Below are 16264 nucleotides of genomic sequence, written 5' to 3'. Positions count from 1 at the left end.
GCACCGCCGCCGCCCCGGTCGACGTTTGACGAGCAGGCTCGCGTCGGGTTGTCTGGGAAAGTTCCCCCACTGCGGCAGGAGTTCTCTCCGAATCGCCGCTCGATGCTTGGAGACCTCCCACAGATGCGAAGCACTACCTCCGGCCGTCGCGGCCTGACCAGACTCCTCTCCGTCACCGCCGTCAGCGCGGTCGCCGGAGCGGCCCTCCTCGGAGCGGCCCCCGCGAGTGCCGCAGAGGGCGATGTCGCGATCGACATCCTCTCGATCAACGACTTCCACGGCCGGATCGAGGCCGACGGCACGACCGCCGGCGCCGCTGTCCTCGCCGGCGCGGTCGACTCCTACCGCGCCGCCAACCCGAACACGCTGTTCGTCTCGGCCGGCGACAACATCGGCGCCTCCACCTTCACCTCGAAGGTGCAGGACGACCAGCCGACCCTCGACGTGCTCAACGAGATGGGCCTGGACGTCAGCACCCTCGGCAACCACGAGTTCGACAAGGGCCGCTCCGACATCGACGGCCGCGTGACCGACGAGTCCGACTTCCCGTACGTCAACGCGAACCTCTTCGACACGACGACCGGCGAGCGCGCCTACGACCCGTACTTCATCGCGGATCAGGGCGGTGTCTCGGTCGCCTTCATCGGCGCGATCACCGAGGACCTGGGCACGCTGGTCAGCCCCGGCGGCATCTCGACCCTCTCGATCGAGCCGATCGTCGAGAACGTCAACGAGGTCGCGACCGAGCTCCAGGACGGCGACGCCGCGAACGGCGAGGCGGACGTCATCGTCCTCCTGCTGCACGAGGGCGCCGACGCCGACGCCGCCGAGGCGAACGCCCCCGCGGACGACCCCAAGTTCGGCGCGATCGTGAACGCCGTCGCCCCGAACGTCGACGCCATCGTCTCCGGTCACAGCCACCAGGAGTACAACGCGACGATCGACGCCGGCCGCACCTTCCCGACCGTCGTCTCGCAGACCGGCAGCTACGCCGAGAACCTGGGCCACATGGCCCTCACCGTCGACCCGGCGACCAAGCAGCTCACCTCGCTCACCAGCGAGGTCCTGCCGCTGACGGTCGTCGCCGACGACCCCGAGTCCGACGACCCGGCCGACACCATCGACGTCGGCGCCTACCCGGCCGACCCCGAGGTCGCCGCCATCGTCGAGGCGGCCTCCGCGGTCGCCGTCGAGGAGGGCAGCGTCCAGGTCGGCACCATCACCGACGACATCTCGCGCGCCTACCGCGAGGACGGCATCACCACGAACCGCGGCTCCGAGTCGACGCTGGGCAACCTCGTCGCCGACGCGCAGCTCTGGGCCACCCGTGAGCTCGGCACCCAGATCGCCTTCACCAACGCCGGCGGCCTGCGCGACGACCTCGACTTCGCCGCCAGCGCCGAGACCCCGGGCGACGCCGACGGCGTCGTCACCTACGCGGAGGCCTCCGACGCGCAGCCGTTCGCGAACACCCTCGTGACGCTCCAGCTCACCGGAGCGCAGATCGAGGACCTGCTCGAGGAGCAGTGGGTCGGCAGCTCGAGCCACCCGCAGCTCAAGCTCGCGACCTCGGCGGCGCTGACCTACGTCTTCGACCCGGCCGCCCCGGAGGGCTCGCGCATCTCGGAGGTCTTCTTCGAGAACGCTCCGATCGACCCGGCCGCGACCTTCACGATCGTGACGAACAGCTTCCTCTCCACCGGTGGCGACGGCTTCAGCACCTTCACCGAGGGCACCGGCACGGCCGACTCCGGCCGCATCGACCTCGACGCGTTCGTGTCCTACATCCAGGACCTCGGAACGGTCAGCCCCGACCCGGTCCAGCGCTCGATCGGCCTCACCGCCAACCTGCCCGAGTCCGGCGAGTACGCGGTCGGCGACACGATGACCGTCGACCTCTCCTCGCTGCTGTTCAGCACCGGAGCGCCCACCGACACGGTCGTGACCGTCTCGGTCGACGACGCGGTCGTCACCACCGCCGAGATCGACCCGACGCGGGCCGTGACCGACGACTCGACGGGTCGCGCCTCCGTCGCCGTGCCGATCGGCGAGAGCCTCGCCGGCGGCACCCACACCGCGAGCTTCGCCCTCGGCGACGCCACCGGCACGACGATCAGCCTCGACTTCGCCGTCGCGGCCGTCGCCACCACGCCCACCCCGTCTCCGGAGCCCACCGAGACCGTCATCCCGACGACCCCGGCCACGACGGCTCCCGCCGTTCCCGGCGCCTCGGGCGGCTCGACCGGTCACCTCGCCGCGACCGGCGTCGACGCGACTCCGGCCTTCGCGGCCGGCATCGCGGCCCTGCTGCTCGGCCTCGGCATGACCGTGGCGCGCCTGCGCCGCCGCACCGCCGCGAAGTAGCACTCGCACAGGAGAGGCCCCGCGGTTCGCGCCGCGGGGCCTCTTCTGCGTCTCCGGGGGAGCGTGACGTGCGGGCGCCCCCTGGAAACGCGAGAACGCCGCCTCCCCGCAGGGGGAGACGGCGTCGGAACGCGATGAGGTGCTGTCGCGGAGCGTGGGGCTCAGTGGCGGACGGGGACCTGACGGTATCCGTCACGGCTGGCGACGAGCACCGTCGACACCGTGCCCCATGCGGCGACGGCACCGAGGACGACGAGGATTGCGATGCTCATGAGTGTTCTGCCTTTCGTTGCTCCGACGTGTCTGCCAGGTTTGGCGATCCATCCGCCGGGATGCTCTGTACAACGTCCACTCTCGGGCTTTCTGTTCCTTAGGACAATCGCACTGTTCTTGGCCTGACGTGTAGCGTTCCTACATGGACGTGCGACGGCTGGAACTGCTCCGAGAGCTCTCGATGCGGCGCTCGATCACCGCGGTGGCGGCGGCGACGCACCGCACTCCTTCCGCGGTGTCGCAGCAGCTCAAGGTGCTCGAGCGCGAGGCGGGAGTGCCGCTGATCGAGCGCTCGGGACGCGGCGTCGTCCTCACCGCGGCCGGCCGCGAGCTGGCCCGCAGCGCCACGGAGATCGCGACCGCTCTCGAACGCGCCGACGCGGTGTGGCAGACCTTCAAGAACAATCCGATCGGCGAGGTGACGATCGCCACCTTCCCGACGGCCGGGCAGATGCTGCTGCCGGACGCGCTGGTCGCTCTGCGCAGCGTCGAGGGGCTCGTCGTGCACTGCGAGGACGCGGATCCCGGGACCGACGAGTTCCTCGATCTCACCGCCGACTTCGACATCGTCCTCGCGCACTCGCCCACCGGCCGCAGCGCCTGGGCCGGGCACGGGCTCGCGATGGCCGAGCTGATGGTCGAGCCGCTCGACATCGCCCTGCCGCTCGGCCACCGGCTCGCCGACCGCGCGACCGTCACGGCGGGCGATCTCGTCGGCGAGACCTGGATCGGGGTGCCCGACGGCTTCCCCTTCGAGCGGATCATGCAGGAGATCGAGACGACCTCCGGTGAGCCGGTGCGGGTGGAGCAGCGCTTCGCCTCGACGCGCGTGACGGAGGCGTTCGTCGCGGCCGGCCTCGGCATCGCCGTGGTCCCGCGCTACACCGCGGGCACGGCCGGCATCGTCGTGAAGCCCCTCCGCGGCGTCAACTCCGTGCGCCACATCGTCGCCCTCATGCGTCCCGACCGCGCGGAACGCCTCTCCGTGCGGACCGTCGTCCGCGAGCTCCGCGCCCAGGCGGGCCGCCTCCTCCACTCCATGTGACCGCGGCTGCGGAGCCGCGATGCGGCGCCGCTTCATGCTGGTCGAGTAGCCGCGCAGCGGCGTATCGAGACCCACCGTCCTCCAAAGCGGGGGCCTGCAGATCACCGTTCCGACGATGGTGGATCTCGATACGCCGACTTCGTCGGCTACTCGATCAACATGATGCAGACCAGCGTCTCGATCACGGTGGATCTCGATACGCCGACTTCGTCGGCTACTCGATCAGCATGCGGCTGCGCCTCCGTGCTGGTCGAACAGTCGCGCAGCGCCCTCTTCATGCTGGTCGAGTAGCCGCGCAGCGGCGTATCGAGACCCGCCCACCGAACGACGGTGGATCTCGATGCGCCGGCTCCGCCGGCTACTCGATCGCCATGTTGCGGTCCCGCCCCGCACCGCGCGCTACCCGATCCGACGACGCCTCGCCACTCGGCCCGCGCCCGGCCGGGCACAGGGGACAATGGAGGCATGACCGATCCGCTCGACTCCTCGCCGCGCCCCGACGACGTCGAGATCACCCGCGAGGAGGTCGACGTCCGCCGCTCGCCGCGGGTCTGGCGCATCCTCGCACTCGGCGCGGGCCTCGGCGCGATCGTCGCCTTCGTGCTCACCTTCGCGCTGCCCGAGACCGAGGGCTTCAGCCAGGCGCAGGTCTTCGGCTTCAGTCTGCTGCTGTTCGTGACGATCTTCGGCGGTCTCGCCGCGCTCGTCGTCGTGATCCTGGACCGGGTCGTCGGCCGCCGCGTCGTCCGCACCACCGCCGAGCGCACGGTCGCCCGCGAGGCGGACATCGACGATGAGCCGACGGACGAGCTCGACGACTCGGACGTCGCCCCGGACGAGGACGAGGCGCCCGGCACGGAGCCGGACGCCTCGACGCGCTAGAGACGACGCTCTCCACGCGCAGTGGTCAGCGGCGCTTGCGGCTGCTGCGGCTCGTCGAGCGCGCGGCGTTCTGCGTGGCGCGCTTGGCCTTCTGCGACTTCTTCAGGCGACCGGCGATGAACGTCAGGAGCAGGGGCAGCAGGCGGTAGATCACGGGGACTCCTCGTCTCGGGCGCACGGAGCGGCGCCCCACGATCATGGACGATGCGCCGCCGCAGGGCACCCCGTTGCGCGCATCCGGGCGCTGTGCCTGCCGGATGCGCGCGCTCCCAGCGTCAGCTCAGCTGCGTGCGCTCCACCCAGTCGAGGTACTCGGGCGTGACGGTGCCGGTGACGTACTCGCCGGTGAAGCAGCTGGTCTCGAGGTCGGTGACGTCCGACCCCTCCAGGATCGCCGCCTTCATGTCGGCGACCTCCTGGTAGATCAGGTAGTCGGCGCCGATCGCCTCCGAGATCTCGGGAATCCGGCGGTTGTGTGCGACGAGCTCCTGCCGCGACGGCATGTTGATGCCGTAGACGTGCGGGTAGCGCACCGGCGGCGCCGCGGAGGCGAAGGTGACGCTGTTCGCGCCGGCCGTGCGGGCCATGTCGACGATCTCCTTCGAGGTCGTGCCGCGCACGATCGAGTCGTCGACGATCAGCACGTTCTTGCCCTTGAACTCGCTCGACATCGCGTTGAGCTTCTGCCGCACCGACTTCTTGCGCACCGCCTGCCCGGGCATGATGAACGTCCGGCCGACGTAGCGGTTCTTGTAGAAGCCCTCGCGGTACGGGATGCCCAGCTTCTGCGCGACCTGCATCGCGGCGGGGCGCGAGGAATCCGGGATCGGCATGACCACGTCGATCGCGCCGCCCGGCGTGTACTCGGCGATGGTGTCGGCGAGCCGGTCGCCGAGTCGCAGCCGGGCCTCGTAGACCGAGATCCCGGAGAGGATCGAGTCGGGCCGCGCGAGGTACACGTACTCGAACGAGCACGGGATGAGGCGCGGGTTCTTCGCGCACTGGCGGCTGGTCATCCGGCCGTCGGGGGTGATGAAGATCGCCTCACCCGGAGCGACGTCCCGGACGATCTCGAAGCCCTGGGCCTCGAGGACGAGCGACTCGGAGGCGACCACCCAGTCGTCCGGTCCGTTGACGTTGAAGCGGCGGCCGACGATCAGCGGCCGGATGCCGAACGGGTCGCGGAACGCGAGCAGTCCGTGGCCGGCGATCAGCGCGATCGTGGCGTAGGAGCCCTCGACCCGCTCGTGCACGCGGGCGACCGCGTCGAACACCTCGTCCGCGTCGAGGTCGCGGCCCGAGATCGAGGCCTGCAGCTCGTTCGCGAGCACGTTGACCAGCAGCTCGGTGTCGGAGGTGGTGTTGAGGTGGCGGCGATCGACGGTGAAGAGCTCCTCGGTGAGCTCGCGCGTGTTCGTCAGGTTGCCGTTGTGGATGAGGATGATGCCGTAGGGCGCGTTCACGTAGAACGGCTGCGCCTCCTCCTCGCGCTCCGCGTTGCCCTTGGTGGCGTAGCGGACGTGCCCGAGGCCCATCGTGCCGAGCAGCGATCGCATGTCGCGGGTGCGGAACGCCTCGCGGACCTGCCCCGCCGCCTTCTTGATGTGCAGCGTGCTGCCGTCGGCGGTCGCGATGCCGGTCGAGTCCTGGCCGCGGTGCTGCAGGAGGGAGAGGCTGTCGTAGATGGACTGGTTGACCGGTCCGGAGGACACGATCCCAACGATTCCGCACATGCCGGAGGGGCTCCCAAGGGGATAGCAGGGGGGATTGACGGTCCATCCTGGCACGCGGAGGACGCATCCCCTAACGGTTCGCTCCCGGCGGATCCGCCCGGGCGGGGGCGCTCGCGGGTCGCGGCGCGGGCCGATCGCACGGCGTCAGCAGCCGATCGAGGAGATGACGTACCCGCCGCCGACATAGGCCGGCCCGTGGAAGCCCCAGGCGTTGAGGTCGGTGGCGTTCGCGACTCCGGCCACGAGCGTGGGCTGCGAGCGGCCGGAGTTGTCGAGGTTGCCGCCCCACGCGTACACGGTCGCGTTCGAGGCGAGGGCCAGGTACGTGCCGTCGGTGCTGAACACCTTCGTCAGCGAGACTCCCGCGGGGATCGTCCGCGCCTCGGTGCTGAAGACGATGCCGCCGACGGGCTGCGCGGCCATGAACTGGACGACCGCGCCCGCCGTGGTGACGTAGACGCCGCCGGTGTACTCCTCGAAGGACCAGGCGTTGCTGGTCGCGACGTTCTCCGCGCGTCGGGTCCACGCCGCTCCGCCGGGCGAGGGGGTGAAGGCGACCCCCTGCGTCCACAGCTCGCCGGAGCCTGTACGGGCATAGGTGGAGGACTGGCCGGCCTGGAACTCCACGATGTCGGCGGGTGCGCCGATCGAGGGGGCGAGGGCGTGGCTTCCGCTCCAGAGGCTCACGCTGCCGTCGGCGAGGAGGATCGCGCCGCCGAAGACGAGGACGCCGTTGACGCGGCGGTAGCTCCAGGTGCTGATCGCCGTCGAGCCGGCCGTGCCCGCGATCAGCGTCGCGGCGACCCGGTCGCCCGAGGTCGCGTTCGCCCACCAGTGCAGTCCGCTGCTCGTGAGGGCGTAGCTGTAGCCGTCGTTGGACTCCGCGGCGAGCACGGTGCCGCTGACGCCGGTCACGGCGGCCACCGTGAGCGGGCCCGTGCCGGTGCCGGTGCGCGCCCACTGGTGGACGGAGTCCGCTCGGACGCCGGCGGCGATCCCACCGGCGGAGGTGTTGCCGGCCTGCGCGCAGGTCCAGGTGTCCACGTAGACCATCCCCGTCACCGGGCTCTGGCCGAGAGTGAGCGTGCCCGGGGTCGTCACCGGAGCGCCGAAGTTCGCGCCCCAGTAGCGCACCCGTCCATCAGCGGTCAGCACGGCGGCGTTCCGGCCGGCGCTCGCCGCGACCTCGTCGCCGGAGATCGCTCCGTGGACCCCGTCGGCGACGCCCGGCACGATGGCGGTGGAGAAGGTCGGCCGCTGGTTCGCTCCGCCGGGAGAGCGCGTGAGCTCCAGCACCTGCCCCGGGCTCGCCGTCACGGTCCCCTCCGCGAAGGCGATCGCCGTTCCGTACGCGGCCGTGACCGTGTACGCGCCCGCGGAGCCCGAGGCCGTGAACGCCGGCACGGAGACGACGCCCTCCGCGCCGACGGGCACGACGGCGGAGGCGCCGCCGCCGGTGCTGTCGCCGGCGGAGAAGCTCAGGCCGGGCGGGAGCGAGACGGTCACCGAGCCGCCTCTCGCCGCGGGGGACGTCCCGTCGAGGGCCTGGAACACGACCGTGCCGGCCGGGACGACCTCGCAGCGGACGGCCTCGAACCCGGACACGTCGCGCAGGCCGGGCGGCCCGACGGGCTCGGGTGGTGTCGAGGCGGCAGCAGTCGGGGCGGAGGCGACGGCGGCCACCGCGGGGACCGACCAGGCGGCGGCCGCCACGATCGAGCGGCGGCGGAGCGGCGAGCCGGACGGGAAGGCGGAGTCGGCCATCAGGATTCCTCGGGGTGCGGAGGACGGCGTGCAGCGCGGCGCCGTCCCGGATGAAGGAGGGGACTGCGCCGATCATGGCAACGCAACCATTGCTGTGTCAGTCGCAATTCTGAGATCAACCCCTGAAGGGGGTGCGCTGCGGCTGCTCCTCGGGAGTGCGTCTCAGCTGCAGCCGTCCTCGGCGGGTGGGGGCGACTCCGGCTCGACGACGAGAGGATCGCGCAGTGACCGCCGCCAGGCGACCTCGTTCTCGAGCTGTCCCGTCCGCGCGAAGAGGGCGACCTGGTGCGCGCCGGGGAGGGCCTCCGTCAGCGCGGCCCGATCAGCGGGCGTGAAGCCGAGCGTCTGCCAGAAGGCGCCCGAGCGGCGCGAGAACAGCCAGGCCTCCCTCGCCCCGCTCTTCACGGCTGCTCTCAGCGCGTAGCGCGCGAGGGATGTCCCGGCTCCCGTCCTCCGGCGATCGGCCGAGACCGCGACGCTGCGGATCAGCGCGTGAGCACCGTCTCCGCTGAGCTCGAAACCGGTGCTGCCGCAGATCGTCCCGTCCTCGCGGCGCTCGATCCAGAGACGGACCGAGTGGTCCTCCAGGCCTGCGAGGGTGAGATCCGCTTCCGAGAGGAAGGCGCGGAGTGCAGCGAGGTCCTCGGGCAGGGCGGGAGCGAGCAGCACGGAGACGATCCTGGCGCAGACGGGGATCGCGGGTCGTCCCCGGCGGATCGCAGCGTCTGCACGGCGCGGCCCTTCGGTAGGGTCGTCGCGTGAGCAACGAGACGAGCAGCTACGCCCGCGCGGGAGTCGACACGGCGGCCGGGGACCTCGCCGTCGAGCTGATGAAGGCGGCGGTGTCCGCGACCCACGACCGCAACGTGCTCGGGGGAGTGGGCGGGTTCGCCGGGCTCTACGACGTCTCGTTCCTCAAGGACTTCCGGGCGCCGCTGCTCGCGACCTCGACCGACGGCGTCGGCACGAAGGTCGCCATCGCGCAGGCGATCGACAAGCACGACACCATCGGGCAGGACCTCGTCGGCATGGTCGTCGACGACATCGTCGTGGTCGGCGCCCGCCCGTTCTTCATGACCGACTACATCGCCTGCGGCAAGGTCGTCCCCGCGCGGATCGCGGACATCGTCGCGGGGATCGCCCGCGCCTGCTCGGCCACCGGGACCGCGCTCGTCGGCGGCGAGACCGCCGAGCACCCGGGGCTCCTCGGCCCGGACGACTACGACGTGGCCGGTGCGGCCGTCGGCGCGGTCGAGGCGGACGCGGTGCGCGGCGCCGACCGGGTGCGCGACGGCGACCTGGTGATCGCGATGGCCTCCTCCGGGCTGCACTCCAACGGCTACTCGCTCGTGCGCCACATCCTCGCCGACAAGAAGATCCGCTTCACCGACACCTCCGCCGAGCTCGGGGGAATCGTGGGCGAGGTGCTGCTCGAGCCGACCCGCCTCTACACGGCGCCGCTGCTCCGCGTGCTCGAGGACGACGCGCTCGGCGCGGGCGTGCACTCGATCAGCCATGTGACCGGCGGTGGGATCGCGGCGAACCTGGCGCGGGTGCTGCCGCGCGGCTCCTGGGTCGAGGTCGAGCGGTCGAGCTGGAGCCCTGCCGACGTGTTCCGCGCGCTCGCCGCGATGTCGGGGGCGACGCTGGAGAGCACCGAGGGCACCTGGAACCTCGGCATCGGGATGTTCGCCGTTGTCGACGCCGACGCGGCGCCCGCGGTGATCGCGGCGCTCGAGGCGTCGGGCGTGCCGTCCTGGGTCGCGGGCCGGGTGTCTCTGAGCGAGCGCTCGCTCGACGGCTTCGAGCAGGGCGCCAAGGGCGTCGACGGCGGCGCGGTGCGCCTGGTCGGCTCGTACGCGGGCTGACCGCGTAGCCGTCCGGTTCGACCTTCGGCTCGTGAATCGGGCTTCGGCTCGTCGGAATCGGCTGATCGGGCGTGCCGGAGGTGGTTTCGCGTGCCGGAGGTCCGTGCCGGAGGGGCGGGGCGCGTCAGGCCGGGCGGTGGCGGGTCGCCGGCGACGGAGCACCCGGGGCGGCGGGCTGCGCGGGAGGGCGCCGGCGCTCGGGGGCGTGCGCCCGCTCCCAGGAGTGCTCGCGGCGGGTCAGCAGCCAGGAGCCCCACGCGCAGAGCAGGAAGGCGGCCGCCGTGGCGAGCAGTGCGGTGATCCAGGTGGCGGCGTCGCGGCTGACGAGGAGGTTCGCGGCGAGGATCAGCACGCCGAACGCGGCGCCGACGCTCGTCCCGGCGATGAAGGCGCCGCTCCGGCGGCTCATCGCGCGGACGGTGACCATGCCGGCGATCGCGCCGAGGCCTCCCACCGCGCCGAGGCCGGCGCCGGAGGCGACGCCCATCAGCATCCCGAAGCCGACCAGCGCGGAGGGGTCGAGCGCTCCGGCGGCGAGCGCGCTCGGGAGGTAGAGGGCCAGGGCGACCGCGGCTCCGACCGCGCCGCCGACGAGGACGGCGCCGATCAGCAGTGCGGCGGTCACGGACATGATCCGGGCGACCGGGCGCACGGATCCTTCGGGTTCGAACATCGCGGCTCCATCGACGCGGACCCGCGGGTCGTTCCGCGGGTGGACTTCGGACACTACGCCTCCGAGAGCCCTGGCGGGGTCGGCGCGGCGGAGTCCTCGCGGTGCGGCCAGGTCCGCCGGGCCGACGCTCGGGAGCGGCGGCCGATGCTGCGTCCTGCGGCGTCGCGGAGTCGGTGAGGCCGGTTCGATGACGCGGACACGGCAGCCCGGACACAGGCCAGCGGACTCAGCGCCGCAGGCTCAGCGAGGCCGACTCAGCGCCGCAGGGTCTCGCTCGGCAGCTCGCCGAAGCGCTGGGTGTAGTGCTGGGCGAACCGGCCGCCGCTGATGAAGCCCCAGTGCGCGGCCACGTCGCCGACGACGAGGGTCTGCGGGCCGCCGGCGACGAGCTCGTCGTGGGCGAGGTCGAGGCGCACGCCGCGCAGGTACTGCCGCGGCGTCATCGAGTAGGCGCGCTGGAAGGCGAGCTGGACGCCCCGCACGGTCAGTCCGGCGGCGTCGGCGATATCGGCGACGCCGAGCGGCAGGTCGGCGTTCGCGTGCACGAACTCGACCGCCCGTCGCAGCCGCCGGGCGCTGACCGAGTGCGGTGCGGAGGGCAGCGGGACGACCCGGTGCGCGAAGGCCTGCAGCACGGCCGCGGCGGCGACCTGCGACGCGGATTCGCGCTGCAGCGACGAGGGGGCCTTCACTCCGGTGAGCGTGTCGCGGAGCACCCGCACCGCCGCCCACCAGGGGGCGGGCGAGTGCGCGAGCGGGGCGAAGCGGATCGGGCCGGGCGCGGTGCCGTGCCGCTCGGCGGCGGCGCGCTCCAGGTAGGCGGAGTCGAAGTGGACCAGCGCGTCGCGGTACTCGCTCGTCTCGAAGCCGAACGGGCGGCCGGAGGGGAACATCGCCGGCCGGCCGGCGACCAGCCGGTTCTCGTCGCGGCCGAGGTCGAGGCTCGCGCGCCCCTCGTTGAGCCAGAGCACGATGTAGACGCCGGTGGGCTCGACCGTGCCGCGCACCGAGCCGAGGAAGGAGGCCGCGTGCAGGCTCACGGGGCCCGGGCCGGTCGACGCGTAGCGGTAGGCGAACGGGACGCGGGTGTGCTCGGCACGGAAGCCCGACCCGTTGTAGCCGCGGGAGTAGAACGCGCGCGCCTCGTCGAGGTCGCGGCCGCGCGTCTCCGAGTGCCACACGGGCGACGGCGCGGACGCGGGCTTCATCTCGACATCCTGGCAGCGACGACCGACATCGAGCGCGCCCGGGCGGTCGGCGCGCTCACGAGCCGAGCCCCCGGTCCAGCCAGAACAGCCCGAGCGCGGCGACGTCGGAGGTGCCGACGATCGCGCCGGAGCGGACCATCGCCGCCACCTCGGCGTCCGGGAACCACTGCTGCCGCATGTCCTGCTCGGTCTCCTCGCGCTCGGGCTCGCCGTGGTCGAGGTCCTCGGCGAGGAAGACGTCGAACGACTGCGCGACGAACCCGTCGGCCTCGCTGAGCCGGCCGAGCGGTCGGAGTCGTCCGGCGCGCAGGCCGGTCTCCTCGCGCAGCTCGGCACGCGCGAGCGCCTCGGCGTCGCCGCCGGGCGAGTCGTGCGGCCAGCCGCCGGACGGGAACTCCCAGGTGCGGCGGCCGATCGGGTAGCGGTACTGCTCGACCAGCCAGAAGCCGTCGCGCTCGCGCGGGACGATCAGCGCGTAGTCGGCGCGCTCGACGACGGAGTAGACGCCCTCGACGCCGCCGGGCCAGCGCACCTCGTCCTCGCGGACGCGGATCCACGGGGTCTCGTAGGCGACACGGGTGGAGAGCTGCTCGACGCGGCCGTGCTGCCCGGACTGCTCCGGGAACGCAGAAGCCGCGGGGTCGCTCGACTGGAGCGGCCCCGCGGCGGAGGAGGGATCAGGCACGCTTCTGGTGCTGCTCCTCGACGAGGTCGGTGTCGTCGCCCTCGTCCTCGTCGTCGATCCACTTCGAGTAGTCCGGCTCGTCCGGGTGGCTGAGCTCGCGCTCGAGCGCACTGTAATCGACCGTTGGGCTGAACGACTTCAGCTCCCGAGCGATCTTGGTGTTCTTTGCCTTCTGACGGCCGCGCCCCATGGGTGACCCCCTCACGATGACAGGCCAGACGGGCGGTGAGCCGGCTGGAGAAAAAGAAGCAGACAGGAAGTATGAAATCTAGCCGGTAGTTTAGCAGACGAGGCACCGGCCCCCCTGTGCGCGAGCAGCGGAGTGAGCGGCGCCTCCCGACCGCGTGGGGAGCACCGTGGACAGTGCGCTCGATCCGCGGCCCGTCGTCGTGGTCGGCGCCGGTCAGGCGGGGCTCTCGGTCGCCTACTACCTCCGCCGTCTGGGCCTGCGCCCGGGCGTCGACTTCGTCGTCCTGGACCGCGGGCCGCGGGCCGGCGGTGCCTGGCAGTTCCGCTGGGAGGCGCTCCGGCTCGGCTCCGCGCACCGCGTGCACGACCTGCCCGGGATGGATCGGCTCGGCCTGTCCTTCGCGACCGCGGACCGCCGCCGGCCCGCGCGCGACGTCGTCACGGAGTACTACGAGGCCTACGAGAGCGCCTACGAGCTCGCCGTCCGGCGGCCGGTGGCGGTGCGCGGCGTCAGCAGTGCGACGATCGGCGACAGGACGGCACCGCTCGTCGTGGAGACCGACGCCGGCAGCGAGCGCGCGCGGATCCTCGTCAACGCCACCGGGACCTGGGGCTCGCCGTTCCTGCCGTACTACCCGGGCCGGGACGACTTCGAGGGCGTCCAGATCGACACGACCGAGTACCTGCGCGCCGCCGACTTCGCCGGGCAGCAGGTGATCGTGGTCGGCGGCGGGACCTCCGCGATCGGCTTCCTCCTCGAGCTGGAGCGGGTCGCGCGCTCGCTGACCTGGGCGACGCGGCGACCGGTGGTCTACCGGGACGGCGAGCAGCTCGCGCTGGAGTCGGCGGTGGAGGCGGTGGCCGAGCAGGACCGCGCGGCGCGGGCGGGCCGCGCGCTGCCGAGCATCGTCGGCGGCACCGGGGTGCAGCGCACGCGCCGGGTCGTGGCGGGCATCGAGCGCGGCGTGCTGCACGAGCGCGGCATGTTCTCCTCGATCGAGCCGCACGGGGTGCGCTGGCCGGACGGCTCCTACACCCGCGCCGACGCGATCATCTGGGCCACCGGCTTCCGCCCGGAGCTGCGGCACCTCGCGCCGCTCGGCCTGCGCGAGCGCGAGGGCGGGGTCGCGGTCGAGGACGGCGCGTCGCTCACGGACCCCCGGGTCTTCTTCGCGGGCTACGGGCCGACGGCGTCGACGATCGGCGCGAACCGCTCCGGCCGGCGGATCGCCCGCGCGGTCGTGGCGCGGCTGTCCTGACGGCGGCGCGGCCCGGTGAGGCGGCGCCCTTCCCTGCTGGTCGAGTAGCCCCGGAGGGGCGTATCGAGACCCGTCGTCGTCAGGACGGTGGTCCGCAGGGTCTGTGTCCTGGCGATGGTGGATCTCGATACGCCCGCTGCGCGGCCTACTCGATCAGCAGAAAACGGCGCGGGCCGCGGCGCGGGCCGCTCATTCGGCGAGGGCGGCGCGGGCCGCTCGGTCGGCAGAGAAGGCGCGGGCCTCCTCCGCTCAGTGGGCGTCGCGCCAGTCGATGGGGACGACGGAGCCGCGGTAGCGGATCCCGTCGACGCGGATCGAGCCGGCGAGGGCGGGCGTGATCGGGGCGACGACGAGCGTCGAGCCGCCGGGGGCGAGGCCGAGCGCGGCCGAGAGCACCGCGATCGAGGCGGCCGCCGACCACGCCTGCGGGCGGCAGGCGGCGGGGTACGGCACGGGAGCCGCCACCTCGGCGGCGGCGTCGCCGGAGTGCAGCTCGGGCATCCGGTAGCCGAAGCCCTCGGCGGCGGCGAGCAGCCCGCGGGAGAGGGCGGTCGCCTCCGCGCCGAAGCCCTCGCGGGCGAGCCCGGTGACGGCGATCGCGGTGTCGTGGGCCCAGACCGAGCCGCCGTGGTACGAGAGCGGCCAGTAGCCGCCGGAGTCGGTCGACAGGGTGCGCAGCCCGTAGCCCGAGTCGAGCTCGGGGGAGCCGAGCAGCTGCGCCACGCGGGCCGCCTGCTCCGGCTGCAGGATCCCGGTGCCGAGCAGGTGCCCGATGTTGCTGGTGACGGTGTCGACCGGGCGCTTGGCCGCGTCCAGGGCGATCGCCGGATGCCCGCCGTCGGCGTCGTCGATCCAGAAGGAGCCGGTGAAGCGGTCCTTGAGGGCGGCCGCGTACGCGCGCCACTCCGCCCCGTCGCGGCCGAAGTGCTCGAGCAGTGCCGCGCCGCCGACCGCCGCCTCGTGGGCGTAGGCCTGCACCTCGCAGAGCGCGATCGGACCCTCCGCCAGGCTGCCGTCGCGCCACTGGATCGAGTCGCCCGAGTCCTTCCAGCCCTGGTTCGCGAGGCCGTGGCCGGTGGTGTCGACGTACTCGAGGAATCCGTCGCCGTCGGAGTCGCCCTCGTCGCGGAGCCAGCGCAGCGCGGCCTCCAGCGCCGGCAGCAGCGCCTCGGCCTCCTCGTCCGCGAGGCCCCAGCGCCAGGCGTCGTGCAGCAGGCAGACCCAGAGCGCGGTCGCGTCGACGGTGCCGAAGTAGAGCGGCGGCAGCGAGACGCCCTCGCCCGGGATCTCGAGGGTCGTCGAGCGCAGCTCGTGCATGATCTTGCCCGGCTGCTCGGCCGTCTCGGCGACGTGCTCGGTGCCCTGCAGCCCCGCGAGGACCCGCAGGGTCGAGGCGGCCAGCTCTGTGCCGAGCGGGAGGAGCATCCGCGCCGCCCAGATCGAGTCGCGGCCGAAGAGCGTGAAGAACCAGGGCGCGCCGGCCGCGAGGAACGGCTCGTCCGGCCGCTCGAGGGTCACCATCCGCAGCGCGTCCAGGTCGTCGAGGGCGGCGCGGCACCAGGAGGCGAGTCGCGAGTCGCCGGCCTCGACGACGGCGCCGGCCCACTCCGCGGGGCCGGGGGCGGCGCCGACGACGGCCGCGGAGTCGGTCATCGCGATGCTCCAGGCGACCTCGACCGAGCCGCGGGCCGGGACGACGACGTCCCAGGAGAGCGTCCCGCCGGGAGAGATCGCGGCGCCCTCGGCCCGGACCTCGGCGCGGGCGCCCGCGTGCGTCCAGACCAGAGAGGAGCCGTCGACGGCGGTCGCCACCGCGGTCTCGTCCCGCAGTCCGGCCTTCACCACGTGCACGAGCGAGAAGTCGGGGTCGAGCGCGAGCTCGACGGTGGTGGCGACGGAGCCGGGCAGCGCCGACTCGAGCCGGATCCGCTCCTCGAGCCGGCCGGGGGTGACCGTGCGGAGGCGCACGACGCGCAGGCGCGGGTCGGCGGCGTCGTCGTCGAGGTGGCGCGCGAGGGCGGTGAAGCGGGCGGAGGAGGCGCCGTCGCGGCCGACCGCGATCGACTCGAGCGGCTCGCCGCCGACGAGCAGGCGCAGGCCCGCCAGGACGCGGACGTCGCCGTGGTAGAGCCCGTGCGCGGGCAGCGCGCCGAGCTCGCCGGCGTCGTCGCTCCAGAGCTGGGTGGGCGCCCGGAGCAGGACGACGGCGTCGTTCAGCAGGGGCTGCCGGGGCGGGCGGGGGTGGTCGTCGTGGTCGGTCGTCACGGTCGACTCCTCACTGGATCGTCGGTACTGGAGCGTACGGCCGGTTGACAGCGCCG

Annotated in this window: 15 protein-coding genes; 6 read left to right on the top strand and 9 right to left on the bottom strand. The window is 73.1% G+C overall.

Annotated elements, in window-relative coordinates:
- Positions 1–123 precede the first annotated feature (123 nt).
- The 4 genes from MT353_RS08740 to MT353_RS08730 all read left to right on the top strand — a co-directional run bounded on the left by MT353_RS08740 (position 124) and on the right by MT353_RS08730 (position 4564).
- On the top strand, positions 124–2364 hold the full coding sequence (locus tag MT353_RS08740) for a bifunctional UDP-sugar hydrolase/5'-nucleotidase (RefSeq protein WP_243624167.1): 2241 nt from the start codon (positions 124–126) through the stop codon (positions 2362–2364).
- Positions 2365–2779: 415 nt separating this feature from the next.
- Entirely contained in the window at positions 2780–3682 is a 903-nt protein-coding gene (locus MT353_RS08735) for a LysR family transcriptional regulator (RefSeq protein WP_123448058.1), read from the top strand.
- A gap of 159 nt (positions 3683–3841) precedes the next feature.
- Positions 3842–3973 carry a hypothetical protein gene (locus tag MT353_RS21535; protein WP_279400584.1) on the top strand — a complete coding sequence of 44 codons (132 nt, stop codon included), beginning with the start codon at positions 3842–3844 and terminating at the stop codon, positions 3971–3973.
- 174 nt (positions 3974–4147) lie between these two features.
- Positions 4148–4564: a hypothetical protein gene (locus MT353_RS08730; protein WP_243624166.1), complete on the top strand. Its 417-nt coding sequence runs from the start codon at positions 4148–4150 to the stop codon at positions 4562–4564.
- Between the two features lie 25 nt (positions 4565–4589).
- On the opposite strand, the gene MT353_RS21530 is transcribed toward MT353_RS08730, so the two are convergent.
- From MT353_RS21530 to MT353_RS08715, 4 genes are all read right to left on the bottom strand, one after another.
- Positions 4590–4718: a hypothetical protein gene (locus MT353_RS21530; protein ID WP_260303555.1), complete on the bottom strand. Its 129-nt coding sequence runs from the start codon at positions 4716–4718 to the stop codon at positions 4590–4592.
- Between the two features lie 121 nt (positions 4719–4839).
- Positions 4840–6297 (bottom strand): amidophosphoribosyltransferase, encoded by a 1458-nt coding sequence (gene purF, locus MT353_RS08725; RefSeq protein ID WP_123448060.1) that lies wholly within the window; start codon positions 6295–6297, stop codon positions 4840–4842.
- 144 nt (positions 6298–6441) lie between these two features.
- Positions 6442–8061 (bottom strand): hypothetical protein, encoded by a 1620-nt coding sequence (locus MT353_RS08720; RefSeq protein ID WP_243624165.1) that lies wholly within the window; start codon positions 8059–8061, stop codon positions 6442–6444.
- A gap of 162 nt (positions 8062–8223) precedes the next feature.
- Positions 8224–8730, bottom strand: a complete 507-nt coding sequence (locus MT353_RS08715) for a GNAT family N-acetyltransferase (RefSeq protein ID WP_243624164.1) — start codon at positions 8728–8730, stop codon at positions 8224–8226.
- 89 nt (positions 8731–8819) lie between these two features.
- On the opposite strand from MT353_RS08715, the gene purM reads away from it, so the two are divergent.
- Positions 8820–9929 carry a phosphoribosylformylglycinamidine cyclo-ligase gene (purM, locus tag MT353_RS08710; protein WP_243624163.1) on the top strand — a complete coding sequence of 370 codons (1110 nt, stop codon included), beginning with the start codon at positions 8820–8822 and terminating at the stop codon, positions 9927–9929.
- Between the two features lie 124 nt (positions 9930–10053).
- Here purM and MT353_RS08705 read toward each other — a convergent pair whose 3' ends face one another.
- From MT353_RS08705 to MT353_RS08690, 4 genes are all read right to left on the bottom strand, one after another.
- Positions 10054–10602, bottom strand: a complete 549-nt coding sequence (locus MT353_RS08705; protein ID WP_243624162.1) for a hypothetical protein — start codon at positions 10600–10602, stop codon at positions 10054–10056.
- Between the two features lie 254 nt (positions 10603–10856).
- On the bottom strand, positions 10857–11810 hold the full coding sequence (locus MT353_RS08700) for a helix-turn-helix transcriptional regulator (RefSeq protein ID WP_243624161.1): 954 nt from the start codon (positions 11808–11810) through the stop codon (positions 10857–10859).
- 55 nt (positions 11811–11865) lie between these two features.
- Positions 11866–12495 carry an NUDIX hydrolase gene (locus tag MT353_RS08695; RefSeq protein ID WP_243624160.1) on the bottom strand — a complete coding sequence of 210 codons (630 nt, stop codon included), beginning with the start codon at positions 12493–12495 and terminating at the stop codon, positions 11866–11868.
- Complete coding sequence (locus tag MT353_RS08690; protein ID WP_123448069.1) at positions 12488–12685, bottom strand: DUF3073 domain-containing protein; 198 nt, start codon at positions 12683–12685, stop codon at positions 12488–12490. Before MT353_RS08690 ends, MT353_RS08695 begins: the two co-directional genes overlap by 8 nt.
- A 166-nt stretch (positions 12686–12851) precedes the next feature.
- Here MT353_RS08690 and MT353_RS08685 point away from each other — a divergent pair, with 166 nt between their 5' ends.
- Complete coding sequence (locus tag MT353_RS08685; protein ID WP_243624159.1) at positions 12852–13943, top strand: NAD(P)-binding domain-containing protein; 1092 nt, start codon at positions 12852–12854, stop codon at positions 13941–13943.
- A gap of 249 nt (positions 13944–14192) precedes the next feature.
- Here the strand turns inward: MT353_RS08685 and MT353_RS08680 are convergent, their stop codons facing one another.
- Positions 14193–16208: a glycogen debranching N-terminal domain-containing protein gene (locus MT353_RS08680; RefSeq protein ID WP_243624158.1), complete on the bottom strand. Its 2016-nt coding sequence runs from the start codon at positions 16206–16208 to the stop codon at positions 14193–14195.
- Positions 16209–16264: the final 56 nt, after the last annotated feature.

Source organism: Rathayibacter sp. VKM Ac-2927 (genome assembly GCF_022815525.1).
Lineage (GTDB): Bacteria > Actinomycetota > Actinomycetes > Actinomycetales > Microbacteriaceae > Rathayibacter > Rathayibacter festucae.
Note: the sequence above shows the minus strand (reverse complement) of the source record. Positions and strands in the feature narration are given on the sequence as shown.

What these genes read in the sequence shown, in the direction of transcription:
- MT353_RS08740 (WP_243624167.1), top strand. Translation starts at nt 124, where the DNA reads ATGCGAAGCACTACCTCCGGCCGTCGCGGCCTGACCAGACTCCTCTCC.
- MT353_RS08735 (WP_123448058.1), top strand. Translation starts at nt 2,780, where the DNA reads ATGGACGTGCGACGGCTGGAACTGCTCCGAGAGCTCTCGATGCGGCGC.
- MT353_RS21535 (WP_279400584.1), top strand. Translation starts at nt 3,842, where the DNA reads ATGATGCAGACCAGCGTCTCGATCACGGTGGATCTCGATACGCCGACT.
- MT353_RS08730 (WP_243624166.1), top strand. Translation starts at nt 4,148, where the DNA reads ATGACCGATCCGCTCGACTCCTCGCCGCGCCCCGACGACGTCGAGATC.
- purF (WP_123448060.1), bottom strand. Translation starts at nt 6,297, where the DNA reads ATGTGCGGAATCGTTGGGATCGTGTCCTCCGGACCGGTCAACCAGTCC.
- MT353_RS08720 (WP_243624165.1), bottom strand. Translation starts at nt 8,061, where the DNA reads ATGGCCGACTCCGCCTTCCCGTCCGGCTCGCCGCTCCGCCGCCGCTCG.
- MT353_RS08705 (WP_243624162.1), bottom strand. Translation starts at nt 10,602, where the DNA reads ATGTTCGAACCCGAAGGATCCGTGCGCCCGGTCGCCCGGATCATGTCC.
- MT353_RS08700 (WP_243624161.1), bottom strand. Translation starts at nt 11,810, where the DNA reads ATGAAGCCCGCGTCCGCGCCGTCGCCCGTGTGGCACTCGGAGACGCGC.
- MT353_RS08690 (WP_123448069.1), bottom strand. Translation starts at nt 12,685, where the DNA reads ATGGGGCGCGGCCGTCAGAAGGCAAAGAACACCAAGATCGCTCGGGAG.